The following is a 17,292-nucleotide window of genomic DNA, read 5'->3' as shown; positions in this document are numbered from 1 at the left end:
ATTTTGTCTGCATATGACGCTTAATTCAGCAATATGCCTAAAAGATCGTCGTGACGGGAAGGGCGATAAAAAGCGAGGGCTTGCACGGCCTGGAAAAAATTAGCCCTCCGGGTGGGAGGGCTAACGAATTATAGCGCGGTGAACTGATATTCCGTCAGGCTGACATACTCTTCGCCAGGCAGAAGCACACAGTCTGGCTGTGGCCATTCTGGGTGGTTAGGGCTATCTGGCAGAAACTCGCTTTCCAGCGCCAGCCCTTGCCACGCCGCGTAAGGCTGCGGGCTGCGAGACAGCGTACCGTCGAGGAAATTGCCCGAATAGAACTGAATAGCCGGGGCAGAGGTATAAACCGCCATTTGCAGTTTCTTATCTTCTGACCACACGTACGCCGCGACTTTGCTGGCATCCCCCTGAGCCTGAAGCAGAAAAGCGTGATCGTAACCGTTCACTTTTTTCTGATCGTCATCGCTCAGGAAGTCCTTCGCGACCGTTTTCGGCTGGCGGAAGTCGAAGCTAGTGTGAGTCACCTCTTTCAGCCCGTCGTACGGGATCCCGCTTTCATCAACCGGCAGATAGGTATCTGCCAGCAGTTGAAGCGTATGGTTGCGCACGTCGCTCTGTTCGCCATCAAGGTTAAAGTAAACATGATTTGTCATGTTCACCGGGCACGCTTTATCGACTTTCGCCCGGTATTCGATGGAGATGCGGTTGTCATCCGTCAGGCGATAGGTTGCCGTTGCCTGTAGCTCGCCTGGAAAACCCTGGTCGCCATCCGGCGAGGTGAGGGTAAAGACGGCTTCGGTTGGGTTTTGCGACGCAATCACCCAGCGGCGTTTATCAAACCCTTGTGGGCCACCGTGCAACTGATGTTCGCCCTGGCTCGGTGTCACCTCAATTGTCTGCCCGTCCAGCGTAAAGCGGCTGTTAGCGATACGGTTGGCATAACGACCAACGGATGCGCCAAGAAAGGCGGCTTGTTCGGTGTATTGTTCCGGCGAAGCACAGCCCAGCAGCGCTTCACGCACGCTGCCGTCGATCATCGGAATACGTGCTGAGAGCAGCGTTGCGCCCCAGTCCATTAACGTCACGACCACGCCGTGCGCGTTACGTAACGTAATCAGTCGATACGGCTGGCCATCCGCTGCCAGCGTTGGCGTTTCTCTTAACACTGGCCTGCTCCTTGTGACGGTTTGCACACATAGAAGGTCTCTTTGATGCCGGTTTTTGCTTCGTACTGCTCGGCTACAGCCTGTTTTACTGCCGGAACCAACGCTTCAGGAATCAGCGCCACGATACAGCCGCCAAAGCCGCCGCCGGTCATACGGACGCCGCCCTGTTCCCCAATAGTAGCTTTCACAATCTCTACCAGGGTGTCGATTTGCGGTACGGTGATTTCGAAATCATCGCGCATTGAAGCGTGGGACTGCGCCATCAACTGGCCCATGCGCAGCAGGTCACCTTTTTCCAGCGCTGAAGCCGCTTCTACGGTACGGGCGTTCTCCGTCAGAACGTGGCGCACGCGTTTTGCGACAATCGGGTCAAGCTCATGCGCCACGGCGTTAAATTCATCGATGGTGACATCGCGCAACGCAGGGCGCTGGAAGAAGCGCGCACCCGTTTCGCACTGCTCACGGCGAGTGTTGTATTCACTGCCGACCAGCGTACGTTTGAAGTTACTGTTGATGATAACCACCGCCGCGCCTTCTGGCATGGAAACGGCTTTCGTACCGAGGGTACGGCAGTCGATCAGCAGGGCGTGATCTTTCTTGCCGAGCGAGGAAATCAGCTGATCCATAATGCCGCAGTTACAGCCGACGAACTGGTTTTCCGCTTCCTGGCCGTTCAGCGCGATTTGTGCGCCGTCGAGCGGCAGATGATAAAGCTGTTGGAATACCGTTCCGACGGCCACTTCCAGCGATGCCGAGGAGCTTAAGCCCGCGCCCTGCGGCACGTTACCGCTGATCACCAGATCCGCACCGCCAAAAGCGTTATTGCGTTTCTGCAAGTGTTTCACTACGCCGCGAACATAGTTCGACCACTGCTGGCTGTCGTGGGTGACGATAGGCGCATCGAGAGAAAACTCATCGCGTTGGTTGTCGTAGTCAGCGGCGATGACGCGCACCTGGCGGTCATCACGCGGTGCACAGCTAATCACCGTTTGGTAATCAATCGCGCATGGCAGTACAAAGCCATCGTTGTAGTCAGTGTGCTCGCCAATCAGATTGACGCGGCCCGGAGCCTGAATGGTGTGGGTAACAGGGTAGCCGAATTTCTCAGCAAACAGGGTTTGTGTTCTTTCTTTCAGGCTCATTGTTATTCTCCGGACTCGCGAAAATGAATATCACTGACCGCGCGCAGGCGCTCAGCGGCTTGTTCTGCCGTCAGGTCACGCTGGGTCTCTGCCAGCATTTCGTACCCGACCATAAATTTACGCACCGTGGCGGAGCGCAGCAGCGGCGGATAAAAGTGCGCATGTAGCTGCCAGTGCGGGTTGTCTTCGCCATTAAACGGCGCGCCGTGCCAGCCCATCGAATACGGGAAGGAGCACTGGAACAAGTTGTCGTAACGGCTGGTCAGTTTTTTCAGCGCCAGCGCTAAATCTTCACGCTGTGCTGCGGTTAAATCGGTAATGCGCAGGATATGTGCTTTAGGCAACAGCAGTGTTTCGAACGGCCAGGCCGCCCAATATGGCACTACGGCTAACCAGTGTTCGGTTTCCACCACGGTACGGCTGCCGTCGGCAAGCTCGCGCTGAACGTAGTCCACCAGCATTGGCGACTGCTGTTTAGCGTAATACTCGCGCATCAGGCGGTCTTCACGCTCAATCTCGTTCGGCAGGAAGCTGTTTGCCCACACTTGTCCGTGCGGGTGCGGGTTAGAACAGCCCATCGCCGCGCCTTTATTTTCAAAAACTTGCACCCACGGATACTGCTGGCCAAGCTCTGCGGTCTGCTCTTGCCAGGTTTTCACGACGGATTGCAGTGCATCGAGGCTTAACTCTGGCAGCGTTTTGCTGTGATCCGGTGAGAAGCAGATAACGCGGCTAGTGCCGCGCGCACTCTGGCAACGCATCAGTGGATCATCGCTTTCCGGCGCATCTGGCGTGTCGGTCATTAATGCCGCAAAGTCGTTGGTAAAAACGTAAGTACTGGTGTAGTCAGGGTTTTTATCGCCCGTCACCCGCGTATTACCCGGACATAAAAAGCAATCTGGATCGTGAACGGGCAGCGTCTGTTTTGACGGTGTCTCTTGCGCCCCCTGCCAGGGGCGCTTTGCACGATGCGGTGAAACAAGAAGCCACTGGCCGGTTAACGGATTAAAACGGCGATGTGGATGATCGACGGGGTTAAATTGTGTCATGACAGAATCCTTAGTCGGGATATCCCTGAGGATGACGGGACTGCCAGTTCCAGGTGTCCTGCGCCATTTCATCGAGATTACGGGTAACGCGCCAGTTCAACTCTTTATCGGCTTTCGTCGCATCAGCCCAGTAGGCTGGGAGATCGCCCTCACGACGTGGCGCGAAGTGGTAATTAACCGGTTTGCCACAGGCTTTGCTGAAGGCGTTAACCACATCCAGCACGCTGCTACCAACGCCAGCGCCCAGGTTGTAAACGTGTACACCGGCTTTATTCGCCAGTTTTTCCATTGCCGCAACGTGGCCGTCAGCCAAGTCCATAACATGGATATAGTCACGCACACCGGTGCCGTCTGGGGTTGGGTAATCGTTACCAAAAATCGCCAGCGAATCGCGACGGCCAACGGCAACCTGCGCAATGTACGGCATCAGGTTGTTCGGAATGCCCTGCGGATCTTCACCCATGTCGCCAGACTGGTGTGCGCCCACTGGGTTGAAGTAGCGCAGCAGCGCAATGCTCCAGTCCGGCTGCGCTTTTTGCAGGTCGGTCAGGATCTGTTCAACCATCAGTTTGCTTTTGCCGTATGGGCTTTGCGGCGTACCGGTCGGGAAGCTTTCAACGTAAGGGATTTTTGGCTGATCGCCATACACGGTTGCGGAGGAGCTAAAGATAAAGTTTTTAACATCGGCGGCGCGCATAGCTGAAATCAGACGCAACGTGCCGTTGACGTTGTTGTCGTAGTACTCCAGCGGTTTTTGCACGGATTCGCCAACGGCTTTCAGCCCTGCGAAATGAATGACGGCTTCGATGGCGTGATCGCGAAGGATCTCGGTCATCAGCGTTTCATTACGAATGTCACCTTCAACAAAGGTTGCCTGCTTGCCACCAAGACGTTCGATGACGGGCAGAACGCTGCGCTTACTGTTGCACAGGTTATCGAGAATGATGACATCGTGGCCTTGTTGCAGCAGTTGTACGCAAGTGTGGCTGCCAATGTAACCGCTACCACCTGTAACCAATACTTTCATTTTTAGCTCCGTTAAGCTTATGGCATAGAATGAGCTTAGCATAACAGAGAAGCCAAAAGTGTGACATCGGTTAAATTAGTGGTAACGTTTACACTGCATGTCACAGCATAAAAATGACCTGTATTTATATTCTAAATCAATGGTATTCGAGTTGCATCGGAAACATTATCCGAAAAAATCTCGTAAACAGAGAGGCCGGAGTCGGCGTTGTGCCTCCTCCGGGAAGGGGGATTTAGCGTGGGCCTACCTGGTAACGATACCCGTCGCCATCGGCGACAAACTCTAAGCGGTGGGTAATACATTCAGGCGCATCTTCTGCGTGGTGTGAAACAAACAGCAGTTGCGTTTTGCCTTCACTAATCAGCACATCAATAAAACGGCGCACGACCTGGCGGTTGAGCGGGTCAAGCCCTTGCAGCGGTTCATCAAGAATCAACAGCGTCGGGTGTTTAACCAGCGCGCGAACGATCAATGCCAGCCGCTGTTGCCCCCAGGAGAGGCTGTGGAACGGGGCATCGGCGGTGCGCGAGTCGATCCCGAGGATTGCTAACCATTCATCAACCAATTTACGCTGCCTATCCGATACCGCCTGATAAATGCCAATTGAGTCAAAATAGCCGGAGAGGATCACGTTACGCACCGTGGTGCTCACCCGGTAATCAAGGTGCAGGCTACTGCTCACGTAGCCGATGTGTTTTTTAATATCCCAAATCGTTTCGCCGCTGCCGCGACGGCGGCCAAACAGCGTGAGATCGTTACTGTAACCCTGTGGATGATCGCCAGTCACCAGGCTTAACAGCGTCGATTTTCCCGCGCCGTTGGGGCCGATAATTTGCCAGTGCTCGTCCGGTAAAACCGTCCAGTCCAGATGGTTGATGATGGGCTTGTCGTTATATGACACCACGCCGTCACGCAGCAAAATGCGTGGCGTATCGTCGGCGAGCAAAAGTCGCGCTGAGGGGGCATCCGGCTCTGGTAGCGCCATACCCGACAACTTCTCACTGTGCGCCAGTTGTGCAATCAGCGTCTGTTCCAGCAGCGCTTTTTTCTCACCGGTTTCGGTCAACGTACAGTCGGCTAGCACACCGGCAAATGGCACAAAATCTGGGATGTCGTCAAAACGGTTAAGCACTAACACCAGGGTGTAACCCGCCTGATGCAGCATTGCCAAATGCTCCGCTAACTGGCGGCGGGAGGCAACGTCCAGGCCATCAAAGGGTTCATCGAGAATTAATAGATCGGGCTTCGCCATTAACGCCTGGCACAGCAGCGTTTTGCGGGTTTCGCCGGTTGAGAGATATTTAAAGCGGCGCTCCAGCAGGTGCGTAATACCAAACTGCGCGGCCAGCGTGGCACACAGTGCGGCGTCTTTGATATCGTCCTGAATGATTTCAGCGGTGGTGCGGCCGGTGTCGTCTTCGCCGGGGCTAAGCAGGTCGGTATTGTTGCGTTGCCACTCATCGCTGACCAGTTTTTGCAACTGCTCGAAAGAGAGGCGAGTAGGGCGCGTGAACAGGCTGTCACGGCTGCCAGAAAGCAGCGGCAGTTCGCCCGCGAGTGCACGAGCCAACGCCGATTTACCACTACCGTTGCTACCGACAAACGCCCAACTTTCACCGGCACGCAGCGTCAAATGCTCAATTTTTAATGTTTTTGTGTCGCTAAGACGAAACGTGCCTTGCGAAATTTGCAATAATGACATGATGTATCCCGTTTTATGCAGCGATGAATATCAGGGATACGTTTTCCTTCAGCTAATGTCAATGCTGTTAGCACAACGTCGCAAGAATGATGCGATCGGCGTTAAAGTAGGCTGTTACGTTAGCACCTTCTTCCAGCGAAACAGCCTCTGCCAGTGGCAGCGTCGCGCACAGCGTTTGCCCGTCCGGCAGCGCCATCAGCACTTCGCACTGTTCTTCACCGCGTTGAATATGGCTAATGCAGCAAGACAGTTGGTTATCCGCCTCGGCGGCGACCGCTGAGTCAAGCGTGACGTTCACCCACGGCGCTTTTAGCAGAACCAGCACTTCTTTGCCTTCATCCAGCCCCAGTCGTTCACCACTTTGCGCGGTAATGGCTACTTTCAGGCGTGTTGTGCCGTCAGCCAGCAGAATATCAACATGCTGTTGTACTTGCTGGTGGTCGCGACGGGTTACTGTGCCAAACCACTGGTTGCGGGCGCTGGTTTGCAAAGAGAAGCGGGAAATCGCCGCCAGCAGGCTGTCCAGCGGCAGGGCGTCGTCATCGCTCAGCACATCGAATGCCTTTTGCTGAATTTGTGCCAACAGATCGTAGAGCTGAATCAGGCGTTGCCCATAGCGAGTTAATACCGCACCGCCGCCGCCTTTGCCGCCGGTGGCGCGGTCAACCAGCGACTGCTCGCTAAGCTGGTTCATTTCATTAATGGCATCCCAGGCGCTTTTATAGCTGATGCCTGCATTTTTGGCTCCCTGGCTAATCGAACCCGTTTTATCAATCTGTTTAAGCAGGGTGATGCGTCTCGGATCGGCGAAAAGGCGCTGCTGGAGTTTCAGGGTAAGGAGGATTTCAGCCTGCATAACGATGTCCTGGCAAAAAGAGTATTGTGACGTAAATGCCTCTCGACGCCAACCTATAGCGCGACAATTATATAAATGTGTGGAGACATATCGCTTACTAACGTTTATTTTTTGAAAGTGAGGAGGTTCGGCGATAAAATTTTCCCATAAAAACACGCAATATAGTTACATTGTTTATTTGTTTAAATAAAATAATCTATTGCATAAGGATGTATGAGAAAAATGGAAAATATTCCTGACTGTCGAAAGAAGTAATCTCAGTTACGTAGTGGAAACTCTGTAGGTAATTTATGTTTTTTAACTAATGTGGTTGGTGAATCTAATGTATTAATTGATATTATTAAAACCAATCTTAATGCTTGATAATTGCACTAATACTTGTATTATAACTCGTCTATCTTACAGGTGATGGTGTCTTTATTATTTTGCATAATCTGGATAACTCATTGTTTTAATTGGTTGTAAATTATCTTAAGCACTCGTGCTGTACGTTTTATCCATCAATAGAATACGCTAAATTAATTTATAAGTTGAATATAAATGTTTTCTTAAATTCTACCTCGTAGCATTGGTTGTTTTTAACTCCATGATAATATCCGTTCGTATTTCCGGTTTTTAACATTATCAGGAGGCCATGATGTCTAAATATTCTATAAAAAGAGTGAAGAAATCTCTTTTTTTATTCTCTGCATTTTCTTGTTTAATTTCGGGCGCCAATAATACCTTCGCAGCTACAGAACAGGTTACGTTAACGGTGGTCGGCGAAGTGGTTCCTGGCTCCTGTACGCCTTCATTAGAGGGCGGAAGTAAAGTTGACTTCGGGAGTTTTCCGCGCACAACTTTAACCAAAGCGTCCAATCAGTTAGGGGTGAAAAATATTAACCTGACGGTGTCATGTTCAGCTACTGCGGTGGTGGCGCTTTATGCCACGGATAACCGTAAAACCACTATTGCCGACGGCGTCAGCGTTGAACAATCATGGGTGGGTAAAACGACCGTTACCGATAAAAAACAGCTTTTTGGTTTAGGGACTACTCCTGGCGGAGAAAACATTGGTGCGTTTTCACTGGGGGTTGATTTCAATAATATGGTTTTTGATGCTGGAAGCACCAAAACGTTGGCTAAAACGGCTAATGTGAAGGCTGTTCCTATTGTCTGGACATCAAGCACTGATGGCGCAATCAGCGATTATGAGTCCACTGCAGGTGGCTGGAGCGCCATAATGCCTAGCGCCTCGTCCAACACGCCTTTCGCGTTTAAAACGGCAACTATTCCCCTTATCGTCAGCGCTGCTGTCACTAAATATAGCAATATGGATATCACTGAACCTGTCAAACTGGATGGCAATGTGACGTTAAGCCTGGTTTACTTATAAGCTAAGGATGAATGGTTATGCGTAGCTCATTGTATGTTATTACCCTGGTGGGGGCGATATGCACTGTGGGGCCGGTTCTGGCCGATGATGCCACGTCAGCCCTCGCGGTAAAAGGAAAAATAGTTCCAGGTAGCTGTACGCCGGTCTTGAGCAACGGCGGGAAGGTAGATTATGGTACTATCCAGACGACATCTTTATTTCGTCCATCAAATAGCCTGGGAGTGAAAAATATTACCCTATCTATTTCATGTAGTGATACAGGGTATGTTGGGCTTACGGCAACAGATAACCGTATCGACAGTTTACCGGACAATATAGAGGTTGCTGAATCATTTTTTAGTAAGGTCACTATAAGAAATGACAGTAACGGTAGTAAATACTTATTTGGTTTGGGCAAAACGCTTGAGGATAAGTTGGTTGGTGCATTTACCATTGGTGTTGATATAGAAAATACGCGCATGGATGGTGAAGGGTTATTATATAAATATGTTAATTATTCAACCAATAATGGTTATTCATGGACTCATTCAAACTACAATGGGTTTTATCATTATACTGAATCGCTGCCTTATATCTTTTCATTTCAGGAGAACTCAGCCAACGGCCCTATAGCTTTCAAAAATGCCGAAATTCCCTTAGTCATCAGTACTGCCATTCTTGATGCACGAGAGTTATCCGTCACCGATAAAGTCACGCTTGATGGTAATGTCACGTTTAGCATTGTTTATCTTTAATGGATGCATTCATTAAATAAGGGATGACGTATAATATGAAAACCACCTCTTCAGTTTTATATCCGGCTCTGGTCTGCTGCGCCCTGATGATTTCTCAGGCCGCTCAGGCTGAAGAGAGCAGTGCCACATTAGAAGTTACCGGAACACTAACCCCTGGTAGCTGTACGCCGACTTTAAGTAATAGCGGTATTGTTGATTACGGCACAATTTATGGTATGGGGCTGACAGAAACCTCCAACCAGCTCGGGGTAAAAAATATTGATCTGACGATCAACTGTGATAGCCCGACGATGGTTGCAGTGTATTCCACGGATAACCGCATGGATAGCCAGACCAGTGTGACCGTGAATAACTCATGGAATATCAATACCGAGGCAAACCAAAAAGATCTACGGCGCTATGGGTTAGGCACAACGAGCGCGGGTAACCCCATTGGCGCGCTCACGATTGGTGTTGATATAGAAGGTCTGATCATTGACGATCATCCGGTATCGGATATCAGTCTGTTAGTGACTGGTGACGTTAATGCCAACAGTGTTTCATGGAGTAATAATACTACGGGTATGTTAGCAGAGCACTCCTATAGCACCTGGAGTGCGGTAACTCCCGGTCATTATGATGGCAAGGGCCCCTATGGTTATAGCCCCATCGCCTTTACTAATGCCACGTTCCCGTTAATTATCAGTGCGGCGGTGGTTAAATATAGTGAGCTGGGCACTAAAGACGAAATCAACCTCGATGGTAATATCACGCTGAGTATGGTTTACCTCTGAATAAGGCTTTCTGTCGGCAAATAAAATAAATACAGTGAATGTAAACTGAAATGGAGTTTGCAGATTAGTGAAAGTAGAGACGATGTAAAAATATGAATTCACACCCACCCTGCGTTATATCCAATATCCACGAACTGGATATAGAAGGGGAGGATAGTGATATAATTTCTTTATGAGGTAAGGATGAATGGTTATGCGTAATTCATTGTATATTATTGCGCTGGCAGGGGCGATATGCTGCGTTGGTTCTGCTGTGGCTGATGATGCCACTTCAGCCCTCGCGGTAAAAGGGAAAATAGTTCCAGGCAGCTGTACGCCGACCTTAAGCAACGGCGGGAAGGTGGATTATGGTACGATCCAGACGACATCTTTATTTCGTCCATCAAATAGTCTGGGGGTGAAAAATATAACCCTGTCTATTTCCTGTAATGATAAGGCCTATGTTGGTTTTACAGCTACAGATAACCGTCGAGGTAGCGTAGCGGAGAATATCGAAGTGGCTAACTCGTTTTCTTCTAAGACCACGGTAAGTAATAATACCAGCTATACCAGTTATTTATTTGGTCTGGGAACGACGCTGGAAGATAAACCAGTTGGCGCATTCACTATTGGTATTGATGTAAATAATGTAAGTTTAGATGGGGCCTCTCTCCAGAATAAAACATTATACTATTCTCTGGATAATGTGGCGTGGTCTGCTAACTATAATGGCGGAATATATCCTTATACTAGCGAATTTCCTGCTGTACAAGGATTCAGGACTTCTTCTGTATCAACACCTCAGGCTTTTAAAGAGGCAGAGATCCCCTTAATTATCAGCGCTGCGATTGTCGATGCCCGAGAGTTATCCGTTACCGATAAAGTCACGCTTGACGGTAACGTCACGTTCAGCATTATTTATCTTTAACGGATATATTCTTTAAATAAGGGATTATGCATAAAATGAAAATTACCTCTTCAGTTTTATATCCGACTCTGGCCTGTTGCGTCTTGATTATCTCTCAGGTCGCTCAGGCAGAAGAGAGCAGCGCCACGTTGGAAGTGACTGGAACATTAACCCCTGGAAGCTGTACGCCGACTTTAAGTAATAGCGGTATTATTGATTACGGCACGATTTACGGTATGGGTCTGATAGCAGTCTCCAATCAGCTTGGAGTGAAAAATATTGACCTAACAATTGTCTGCGATAGCCCAACGATGGTCGCGGTTTATTCCACGGATAACCGAGCGGACAGCCAGGCTGCGGTGGAAATTAAGAACTCATGGAATAGTAATTCCACGATAAGTACACCAATAACCAAGCAGCGCTATGGTCTGGGGAAAACAACCGCAGGAAAACCCATTGGCGCATTTTCGATAGGGGTTGATTTAGAAGGCCTGACCGTTGACGCTCAGGCAGTTTCCGCTATCGAACTGTTAGTGACCAGTAATGTAAACGCCAGCAATGTTTCATGGACTCGTACTTCTACTGGTGCGCTGTACGAGCACCAGTAGCTGGGATGCAGTGACTCCCGGTTATTATGACTATGGTAGGTTCTATCCTATTGCCTTTACCAATGCCACTCTCCCACTAATTATCAGTGCGGCGGTGTCTCAATACAATACGCTGGATACTAAAGACGAAATCAACCTGGATGGTAACGTCACGCTGAGCATGGTTTACCTCTAAATAGAGTTGCCTGCCAGCAAAGGGAATTAAAGGGAATTAAAGGGAATTAAAGGGAATGAATAAAGTGAATAATAGACTGAAACGGAGTTTCCTGTACGGCGTCTGCCTGGCCTCGTTATCGTTTTCCATCTCCAGCTTTGCTACCGGTATGGTGCCTGAAACCTCCGTGCTGCTGGTTGATGAAAGCAAAGGTGAGGCAAGCCTCAATGTGAAAAATACTGACCCGCAGCCCGCCTTGCTTTATACCCGAGTGCTGGATGTGGAAGGGGAAGATAAAAGCATCGCTTTGGTGGTGACCCAGCCGGTCGTCCGCCTGGAGGCAGGAAAAAGCCAGCGAGTGCGGTTTATTTTGCAGACCAAAGCACCGCTGGCTGTTGAACATTTAAAACGCGTCACCTTTGAAGGCATTCCACCGAAGGAGAAAGGCAAAAACCAGGTCGCTATGACCATCCGCCAGAATATCCCGGTCATTATTCACCCTGCGGGTCTGGCGGAAGATATCGAACCCTGGAAACGTCTACAGTGGCATAAAAAAGGCGCTCAGTTGGTCGTAGAGAACCCAAGCCCGTATATCGTCCGATTAGGTCAGCAGGTTCAGGGAATGCCGGGTAATATCGTCGGTCAATTGCCTAAAACCTGGATCCAGCCTGGCGAAAAGCTGACGGTTGCGGTAACTGAAAATGCATCACTCTCCAGCGCAAAGCAGATAACATTTTTCCCTGCCTCCCGTTATGGATATCAGGGGAAAAGCTATACGTCAGACCTTGCTGACTGAGCCGGGCAATGCGTTATTCACTGTCATTGCTGCTATGGGGAGCATGTTGCGCCAGTGCATCTTCAGCAGAGGGTATTGAATTTGATACCGGGACCATGAAGTCGCTGGGGCTGAGCGAGCACCTTGGCGACTACTTTGCTAAAGAATCCCGTTTTCTTCCCGGTATCAGCCCTGTTGATGTGGCGGTCAACGGCACGGCGAAAGGGCGGGTTGACGCACGCTTTAATCAGCAGGGTGAACTCTGTGCAGACAGTACGCTGTTACGTAAGGTGGGGATTAAAGGGGGCAATTCGTCCGATGCGGGCGGCGAGTGTCGTGATCTACGGGCCGCCTGGCCCACTGGATCCATCTCGTTATTTCCTAATGAAAGCCGAGTGGAGCTGTTACTGCCGGATGAGGCGCTGGAGCTATCGGATTCCAGCGTTAATGAATCGCAGCGTGGCGGGGCGGCTGGGCTAATTAACTATACGTTACTCAGCAGCCGCAGCGAATTTGGCGGACAGAATTCCGATTATTCGCAGGCAACCTTAAATACGGGGATTAACGTCAGCGACTGGATGCTGCGAGGTGGGCATATTCTGACCCGTATGGATGGGCGCAATGAAGTCAGCCGGATCTACTCCTGGGCGCAGCGCAGCCTGCCGGACTACAAAGCGCTGATGCAGGTAGGCGAGATCAATACCAATAATCCCCTGTTATCCGGGACGGCTATTTACGGTATTCAGTTCGCGCCCGACAATGATTTAATCCCCCAAAAGAACAACGCTGTTGTGACCGGCATGGCCAACACACCGCAGGCCAGAGTGGAGATCCGCCAGCAAGGGATCCTGATTTTTTCGACGCTGGTTCCGGCAGGGCCTTTTGAGCTGACGAACGTGCCGGTGGTCAGTAACCAGAGCGATCTGAACGTCAGGGTGACTGAAACCAACGGCCAGACGCGTAATTATACGGTGACTGCTGCCGCCTTCAGCCAGCAAAGTAGTCAGCCGCAGGGGTATACGCTTTCTTTCGGCAAAATGCATGATACCGACGGCTACATTGCAGAGCCCTGGCTGATGACGGGCTCTGGCGGCTGGCGAGTTAACCGCTATATCACCAGCAGCGCCGGGTTTATGGCGGCGGAAAAATACCAGGCGTTGGCGGGCAGCGCGGAAATGATGCCGCTGGAGAATTTACAGCTTTCCGGGCAAATCAATACCAGCCGTGACAATCGACACCACCGTGAGGGGCAGTCGCTGACCCTGGCTGGCTCATGGAGCGCACCATCGGGGATAACGCCTGGCCTGTCGGTCACGCGTTATACGCGGGGCTACCGCGATCTCGGCGATGCGGTTTCTGATGAAGACGATATGGTACATACCAAGAGCGACTATACCGCAAGCCTCGGCTGGTCAAACTCGATGCTGGGCGGCATTTCATTCGGCTATTCCCGCAGTGTCGGGTTCACCTCTGAAGATGACTCCCGCAATATTTCGCTGAACTGGAGTAAAAGCTTTTCTAAAGCCAGTATTTCCGTCAGTTGGCAGCATATGCTGAGTAATGAGCGCGATCGCCAAAACGACAGCGGTTACGACAATGACATCAGGGAGGATGGCGATACCCTGTATGTGAACGTCAGTATCCCGCTGGGTGAGCGGACGGTGAACAGTTGGATGCGCCAGAGCGGGCAGCACAAAACCTACGGATCATCCGCATCGGGAAACGTCAGCGACAATGTTTCGTGGAATGCGGCCGTTGACCACGACCAGCAAAACCAGCAAAGCAATATCAACGGCGGCCTGAGCGCTAATCTGCACTACACGCAAATGAGCCTTAACGCCAGCCATTCTGATGATGATTCGCGCAATTACTCAGGCTCCCTGACCGGTGGCGTAGCACTGCATCAGAACGGCCTGACCTTTTCCCCTTATCCGCTGCAGGACACATTTGCCATCGTCACTACTGAGCCGTCGTTATCCGGCGTGAAAATTAACTCTCAGCAGGGGCCGGTATGGACCGATTTTACCGGTAAAGCGGTGATCCCCGCGCTTTCAGCCTGGCACTCTTCGCGCGTTGAAATTGAAACTGAGTCGTTGCCTAAAAATGTGGACGTGGATAACGGTTTGCAAATGCTTAATCAGGGGCGGGGTTCCGTTGGCAGAGTGGCTTTCAAAACGCTGACCCAGCGGCGAGTGCTGTTAAAAGTCAGCTTGCCTGACGGTTCGCCTTTACCGAAAGGCGTCGCGTTAATGGACGCAGACAGCCATTACATCACTACCAGCGCGGATGACGGCGTCGTCTTTCTGAACAATGTGGACGTTAACAATATCTTGCTGGTTAACGAACCGAGCATAAAGCAACACTGCCGGATTGATTTTTCGCTAGCGGAAGGCGCAGACACGAGCATTTTTTATGAAACAACGGAGGCGGTATGCAAGCCAATAAAGGCGTGATGAGACGCTGGGGATGGCTGTTATGGGTGGGCATGATAACCGTACTGCCCGCCAGAGCTGAAACGGTATGCACTCCCGTTCTCAGCGCTGGAACGCTCAATTATGGGCATCTGACTCGCAGCGACATCACGGCGTCCCGGCAGACGGAAAGGGGCCGGGCCGATGCACTGACGACGAAGCAGGCAATCCTGACGGTCAGTTGTACTCAGCCAACCCGATTGCGGCTCTATTTTGCCGGTAATCAGGAGGACAAACGCGCATTCCGCCTGCCGCCGGGGGGCTTTTATCGGCTGAAAGCGGAGCACGCGAGCGTCGATGGGCAAACCGTCTCGCTTCTTAGCCATGAGCAAGGAGAGCAGCCCAGGCCGGCTGATGGCGGGATGCAGCAGCCGGTTAACCCAGGAAACCAACTGCTGTTTCTCCAGAACGGTGAAGTAAAAGGCACGACCTTTTCGTTACAACTCACGGTTCAGCCCCTGCTGAGGCACTCGGTATTCGATATCAGGGATAAAACACGGTTGCAGGCCACTCTGAATATTGTTGCTGAATCGCTGGACTAACCCCAATCGGGTAGCCATATTTAGGCCTGATTTTGATGCGTGATGTTCAGGTGATAAGCTTATTGTCAACCTGGCTTTCTATTGGGGGCTGGCACTGAGGTTTTTCTCCCGCACCGCACAAAAGGGGAGGGATTTCTGCCCGTTTCAAGTTAGAATAAAAGCATTCACGATATATGGAGTTCACCATGTTAGAGCTGTTGAAAAGTCTGGTATTTGCCGTAATCATGGTACCCGTAGTGATGGCTGTCATCCTGGGGTTAATTTACGGTCTGGGAGAGGTGTTCAACATTTTCTCCGGTGTTGGTCATAAAGACAGTAACCAGCAAAACCACTGATTCTTCCCTGAAACGCCCGGTCTAACTGGGCGTTTTGCTTTTCAGCCAACAGTTCAGCCCTGCGCGCCTCCTTCATATTACGCAGTAAATTTTAAGTTATTCACACTCCTGCCGATATCTCTTCGTATTCACTGCAATAATTGATGTACCTGTAATGCATTAATTCCAGAAAACCCCTATACTCTGCGCTGTATTTCTTTGTATATAACGGCATTCACAGGAGTTCCAAATGACAGGTTCATGGTTACGTTTGTTTGCAGGGGCAACATTAACGCTTTCCGTTGCGGGTCACGCGCTGGCGGATGAAGGCAAAATAACCGTTTTTGCTGCGGCATCGCTGACTAACGCGATGCAGGATATCGCGAAAGAATACAAAAAAGAGAAGAACGTTGATGTCGTTTCTTCTTTTGCCTCTTCTTCTACGCTGGCTCGCCAGATTGAAGCGGGTGCGCCAGCTGACCTGTTCATTTCCGCAGATCAGAAGTGGATGGACTACGCGGTTGATAAAAAAGCGATTGATACCTCTACGCGCGAAACATTGCTGGGCAATAGCCTGGTGGTTGTGGCCCCGAAAGCCAGCGCACAGGGCGATATTACCATTGATGCGAAAACCAACTGGACGAGCCTGCTGAAAGGTGGACGCCTGGCCGTTGGCGACCCGGATCACGTACCGGCGGGCATCTACGCCAAAGAAGCGCTGCAAAAACTGGGAGCATGGGAAACGCTGTCACCCAAACTGGCCCCGGCGGAAGACGTGCGTGGCGCACTGGCACTGGTTGAGCGTAACGAAGCCCCGCTGGGTATTGTGTACGGCTCTGATGCCGTTGCCAGCAAAGGTGTTAAAGTGGTCGGGACTTTCCCGGAAGACTCTCACCAGAAAGTGGAATACCCTATTGCCATTACCGATGGTCATAAAAACGCAACTGTCTCGGCGTTCTATGACTATCTGAAAGGGCCGCAGGCATCTGAAATCTTTAAACGTTACGGATTTACGACTCGCTAATGATATTGACCGACCCCGAATGGCAGGCGGTTTTGCTGAGCCTAAAAGTGTCATCCCTGGCTGTGGTATTTAGCCTGCCGTTTGGGATCTTCTTCGCCTGGCTACTGGTTCGCCGCAACTTCCCCGGAAAGGCGCTGCTCGACGGCCTTCTCCACCTGCCGCTGGTTTTACCGCCGGTGGTGGTGGGGTATTTGCTGCTGGTGGCGATGGGGCGGCGCGGTTTTATCGGGGCCTGGCTGTATGACTGGTTCGGTCTGACCTTTGCTTTTAGCTGGCGCGGTGCGGTGATGGCTGCGGCGGTGATGTCATTCCCGCTGATGGTCAGAGCCATTCGCCTGGCGCTGGAAAGCGTTGATATTAAACTGGAACAGGCGGCGCGCACGCTGGGAGCAGGGCGCTGGCGGGTGTTTTACACCATTACGCTGCCGCTGATGTTACCGGGGATTATTGTTGGCACGGTGCTGGCTTTTGCCCGCTCGCTGGGCGAGTTTGGGGCGACGATTACCTTTGTGTCTAATATTCCTGGCGAAACGCGCACCATCCCTTCGGCGATGTATACCTTGATTCAGACGCCCGGCGGCGAAAGCGCAGCAGCTCGCCTGTGTCTGATTTCTATCGTGCTGGCGTTGATCTCACTGATGATTTCCGAATGGCTGGCGCGCATCAGCCGTCGCCGGATCGGAGGCTAAAT

At 51.1% G+C, this 17,292-nt stretch carries 17 protein-coding genes; 11 read left to right on the top strand and 6 right to left on the bottom strand.

Annotated elements, in window-relative coordinates:
* Window positions 1-128: 128 nt before the first annotated feature.
* From galM to modE, 6 genes are all read right to left on the bottom strand, one after another.
* The gene (gene galM / locus AC6I4B_RS15910; RefSeq protein WP_497766462.1) at window positions 129-1,169 is read right to left on the bottom strand and encodes a galactose-1-epimerase; all 1,041 of its coding nucleotides are present in this window, start codon (window positions 1,167-1,169) and stop codon (window positions 129-131) included.
* Window positions 1,163-2,311 (bottom strand): galactokinase, encoded by a 1,149-nt coding sequence (gene galK / locus AC6I4B_RS15905; protein ID WP_497766460.1) that lies wholly within the window; start codon window positions 2,309-2,311, stop codon window positions 1,163-1,165. The genes galM and galK overlap by 7 nt, the downstream gene beginning before the upstream one ends.
* 2 nt (window positions 2,312-2,313) lie before the next feature.
* Window positions 2,314-3,360, bottom strand: a complete 1,047-nt coding sequence (galT, locus tag AC6I4B_RS15900; RefSeq protein WP_497766459.1) for a galactose-1-phosphate uridylyltransferase — start codon at window positions 3,358-3,360, stop codon at window positions 2,314-2,316.
* 10 nt (window positions 3,361-3,370) lie between these two features.
* Complete coding sequence (gene galE, locus AC6I4B_RS15895) at window positions 3,371-4,387, bottom strand: UDP-glucose 4-epimerase GalE (RefSeq protein ID WP_497766458.1); 1,017 nt, start codon at window positions 4,385-4,387, stop codon at window positions 3,371-3,373.
* Between the two features lie 232 nt (window positions 4,388-4,619).
* Window positions 4,620-6,089: a molybdate ABC transporter ATP-binding protein ModF gene (gene modF, locus AC6I4B_RS15890; protein ID WP_497766457.1), complete on the bottom strand. Its 1,470-nt coding sequence runs from the start codon at window positions 6,087-6,089 to the stop codon at window positions 4,620-4,622.
* 67 nt (window positions 6,090-6,156) lie between these two features.
* Window positions 6,157-6,945 (bottom strand): molybdenum-dependent transcriptional regulator, encoded by a 789-nt coding sequence (gene modE / locus AC6I4B_RS15885; protein WP_497766456.1) that lies wholly within the window; start codon window positions 6,943-6,945, stop codon window positions 6,157-6,159.
* 634 nt (window positions 6,946-7,579) lie between these two features.
* Between modE and AC6I4B_RS15880 the strand changes: the two genes are divergently transcribed.
* From AC6I4B_RS15880 to modB, 11 genes are all read left to right on the top strand, one after another.
* Window positions 7,580-8,320, top strand: a complete 741-nt coding sequence (locus AC6I4B_RS15880) for a DUF1120 domain-containing protein (protein ID WP_497766454.1) — start codon at window positions 7,580-7,582, stop codon at window positions 8,318-8,320.
* A gap of 17 nt (window positions 8,321-8,337) precedes the next feature.
* Window positions 8,338-9,054 carry a DUF1120 domain-containing protein gene (locus AC6I4B_RS15875; protein WP_497766453.1) on the top strand — a complete coding sequence of 239 codons (717 nt, stop codon included), beginning with the start codon at window positions 8,338-8,340 and terminating at the stop codon, window positions 9,052-9,054.
* A gap of 35 nt (window positions 9,055-9,089) precedes the next feature.
* Window positions 9,090-9,827, top strand: a complete 738-nt coding sequence (locus AC6I4B_RS15870) for a DUF1120 domain-containing protein (RefSeq protein ID WP_497766451.1) — start codon at window positions 9,090-9,092, stop codon at window positions 9,825-9,827.
* A gap of 193 nt (window positions 9,828-10,020) precedes the next feature.
* Window positions 10,021-10,734 carry a DUF1120 domain-containing protein gene (locus tag AC6I4B_RS15865; RefSeq protein WP_497766450.1) on the top strand — a complete coding sequence of 238 codons (714 nt, stop codon included), beginning with the start codon at window positions 10,021-10,023 and terminating at the stop codon, window positions 10,732-10,734.
* Between the two features lie 35 nt (window positions 10,735-10,769).
* Window positions 10,770-11,321: a DUF1120 domain-containing protein gene (locus AC6I4B_RS15860; protein ID WP_497766448.1), complete on the top strand. Its 552-nt coding sequence runs from the start codon at window positions 10,770-10,772 to the stop codon at window positions 11,319-11,321.
* Between the two features lie 239 nt (window positions 11,322-11,560).
* Window positions 11,561-12,271 (top strand): fimbria/pilus chaperone family protein, encoded by a 711-nt coding sequence (locus AC6I4B_RS15855; RefSeq protein ID WP_497766447.1) that lies wholly within the window; start codon window positions 11,561-11,563, stop codon window positions 12,269-12,271.
* A gap of 8 nt (window positions 12,272-12,279) precedes the next feature.
* Window positions 12,280-14,703 (top strand): fimbrial biogenesis usher protein, encoded by a 2,424-nt coding sequence (locus tag AC6I4B_RS15850; protein ID WP_497766446.1) that lies wholly within the window; start codon window positions 12,280-12,282, stop codon window positions 14,701-14,703.
* On the top strand, window positions 14,682-15,263 hold the full coding sequence (locus tag AC6I4B_RS15845) for a DUF1120 domain-containing protein (RefSeq protein ID WP_497766444.1): 582 nt from the start codon (window positions 14,682-14,684) through the stop codon (window positions 15,261-15,263). Before AC6I4B_RS15850 ends, AC6I4B_RS15845 begins: the two co-directional genes overlap by 22 nt.
* A 185-nt stretch (window positions 15,264-15,448) precedes the next feature.
* The gene (locus tag AC6I4B_RS15840) at window positions 15,449-15,598 is read left to right on the top strand and encodes an AcrZ family multidrug efflux pump-associated protein (protein WP_497766443.1); all 150 of its coding nucleotides are present in this window, start codon (window positions 15,449-15,451) and stop codon (window positions 15,596-15,598) included.
* Between the two features lie 229 nt (window positions 15,599-15,827).
* Window positions 15,828-16,601 (top strand): molybdate ABC transporter substrate-binding protein, encoded by a 774-nt coding sequence (gene modA, locus AC6I4B_RS15835; protein ID WP_497766441.1) that lies wholly within the window; start codon window positions 15,828-15,830, stop codon window positions 16,599-16,601.
* A complete protein-coding gene (gene modB, locus AC6I4B_RS15830) occupies window positions 16,601-17,290 on the top strand; it encodes a molybdate ABC transporter permease subunit (RefSeq protein ID WP_497766440.1) in 690 nt (229 codons plus the stop codon). Before modA ends, modB begins: the two co-directional genes overlap by 1 nt.
* The last annotated feature ends 2 nt before the right edge of the window (window positions 17,291-17,292 follow it).

The sequence above is a fragment of the Kluyvera fluvialis genome, from assembly GCF_059725275.1.
Note: the sequence above shows the minus strand (reverse complement) of the source record. Positions and strands in the feature narration are given on the sequence as shown.

Coding starts and splice junctions, on each gene's coding strand:
- galK (WP_497766460.1), bottom strand. CDS start 2,311: ATGAGCCTGAAAGAAAGAACACAAACCCTGTTTGCTGAGAAATTCGGC.
- galT (WP_497766459.1), bottom strand. CDS start 3,360: ATGACACAATTTAACCCCGTCGATCATCCACATCGCCGTTTTAATCCG.
- galE (WP_497766458.1), bottom strand. CDS start 4,387: ATGAAAGTATTGGTTACAGGTGGTAGCGGTTACATTGGCAGCCACACT.
- modF (WP_497766457.1), bottom strand. CDS start 6,089: ATGTCATTATTGCAAATTTCGCAAGGCACGTTTCGTCTTAGCGACACA.
- modE (WP_497766456.1), bottom strand. CDS start 6,945: ATGCAGGCTGAAATCCTCCTTACCCTGAAACTCCAGCAGCGCCTTTTC.
- AC6I4B_RS15880 (WP_497766454.1), top strand. CDS start 7,580: ATGATGTCTAAATATTCTATAAAAAGAGTGAAGAAATCTCTTTTTTTA.
- AC6I4B_RS15875 (WP_497766453.1), top strand. CDS start 8,338: ATGCGTAGCTCATTGTATGTTATTACCCTGGTGGGGGCGATATGCACT.
- AC6I4B_RS15870 (WP_497766451.1), top strand. CDS start 9,090: ATGAAAACCACCTCTTCAGTTTTATATCCGGCTCTGGTCTGCTGCGCC.
- AC6I4B_RS15865 (WP_497766450.1), top strand. CDS start 10,021: ATGCGTAATTCATTGTATATTATTGCGCTGGCAGGGGCGATATGCTGC.
- AC6I4B_RS15860 (WP_497766448.1), top strand. CDS start 10,770: ATGAAAATTACCTCTTCAGTTTTATATCCGACTCTGGCCTGTTGCGTC.
- AC6I4B_RS15850 (WP_497766446.1), top strand. CDS start 12,280: ATGCGTTATTCACTGTCATTGCTGCTATGGGGAGCATGTTGCGCCAGT.
- AC6I4B_RS15845 (WP_497766444.1), top strand. CDS start 14,682: ATGCAAGCCAATAAAGGCGTGATGAGACGCTGGGGATGGCTGTTATGG.
- AC6I4B_RS15840 (WP_497766443.1), top strand. CDS start 15,449: ATGTTAGAGCTGTTGAAAAGTCTGGTATTTGCCGTAATCATGGTACCC.
- modA (WP_497766441.1), top strand. CDS start 15,828: ATGACAGGTTCATGGTTACGTTTGTTTGCAGGGGCAACATTAACGCTT.
- modB (WP_497766440.1), top strand. CDS start 16,601: ATGATATTGACCGACCCCGAATGGCAGGCGGTTTTGCTGAGCCTAAAA.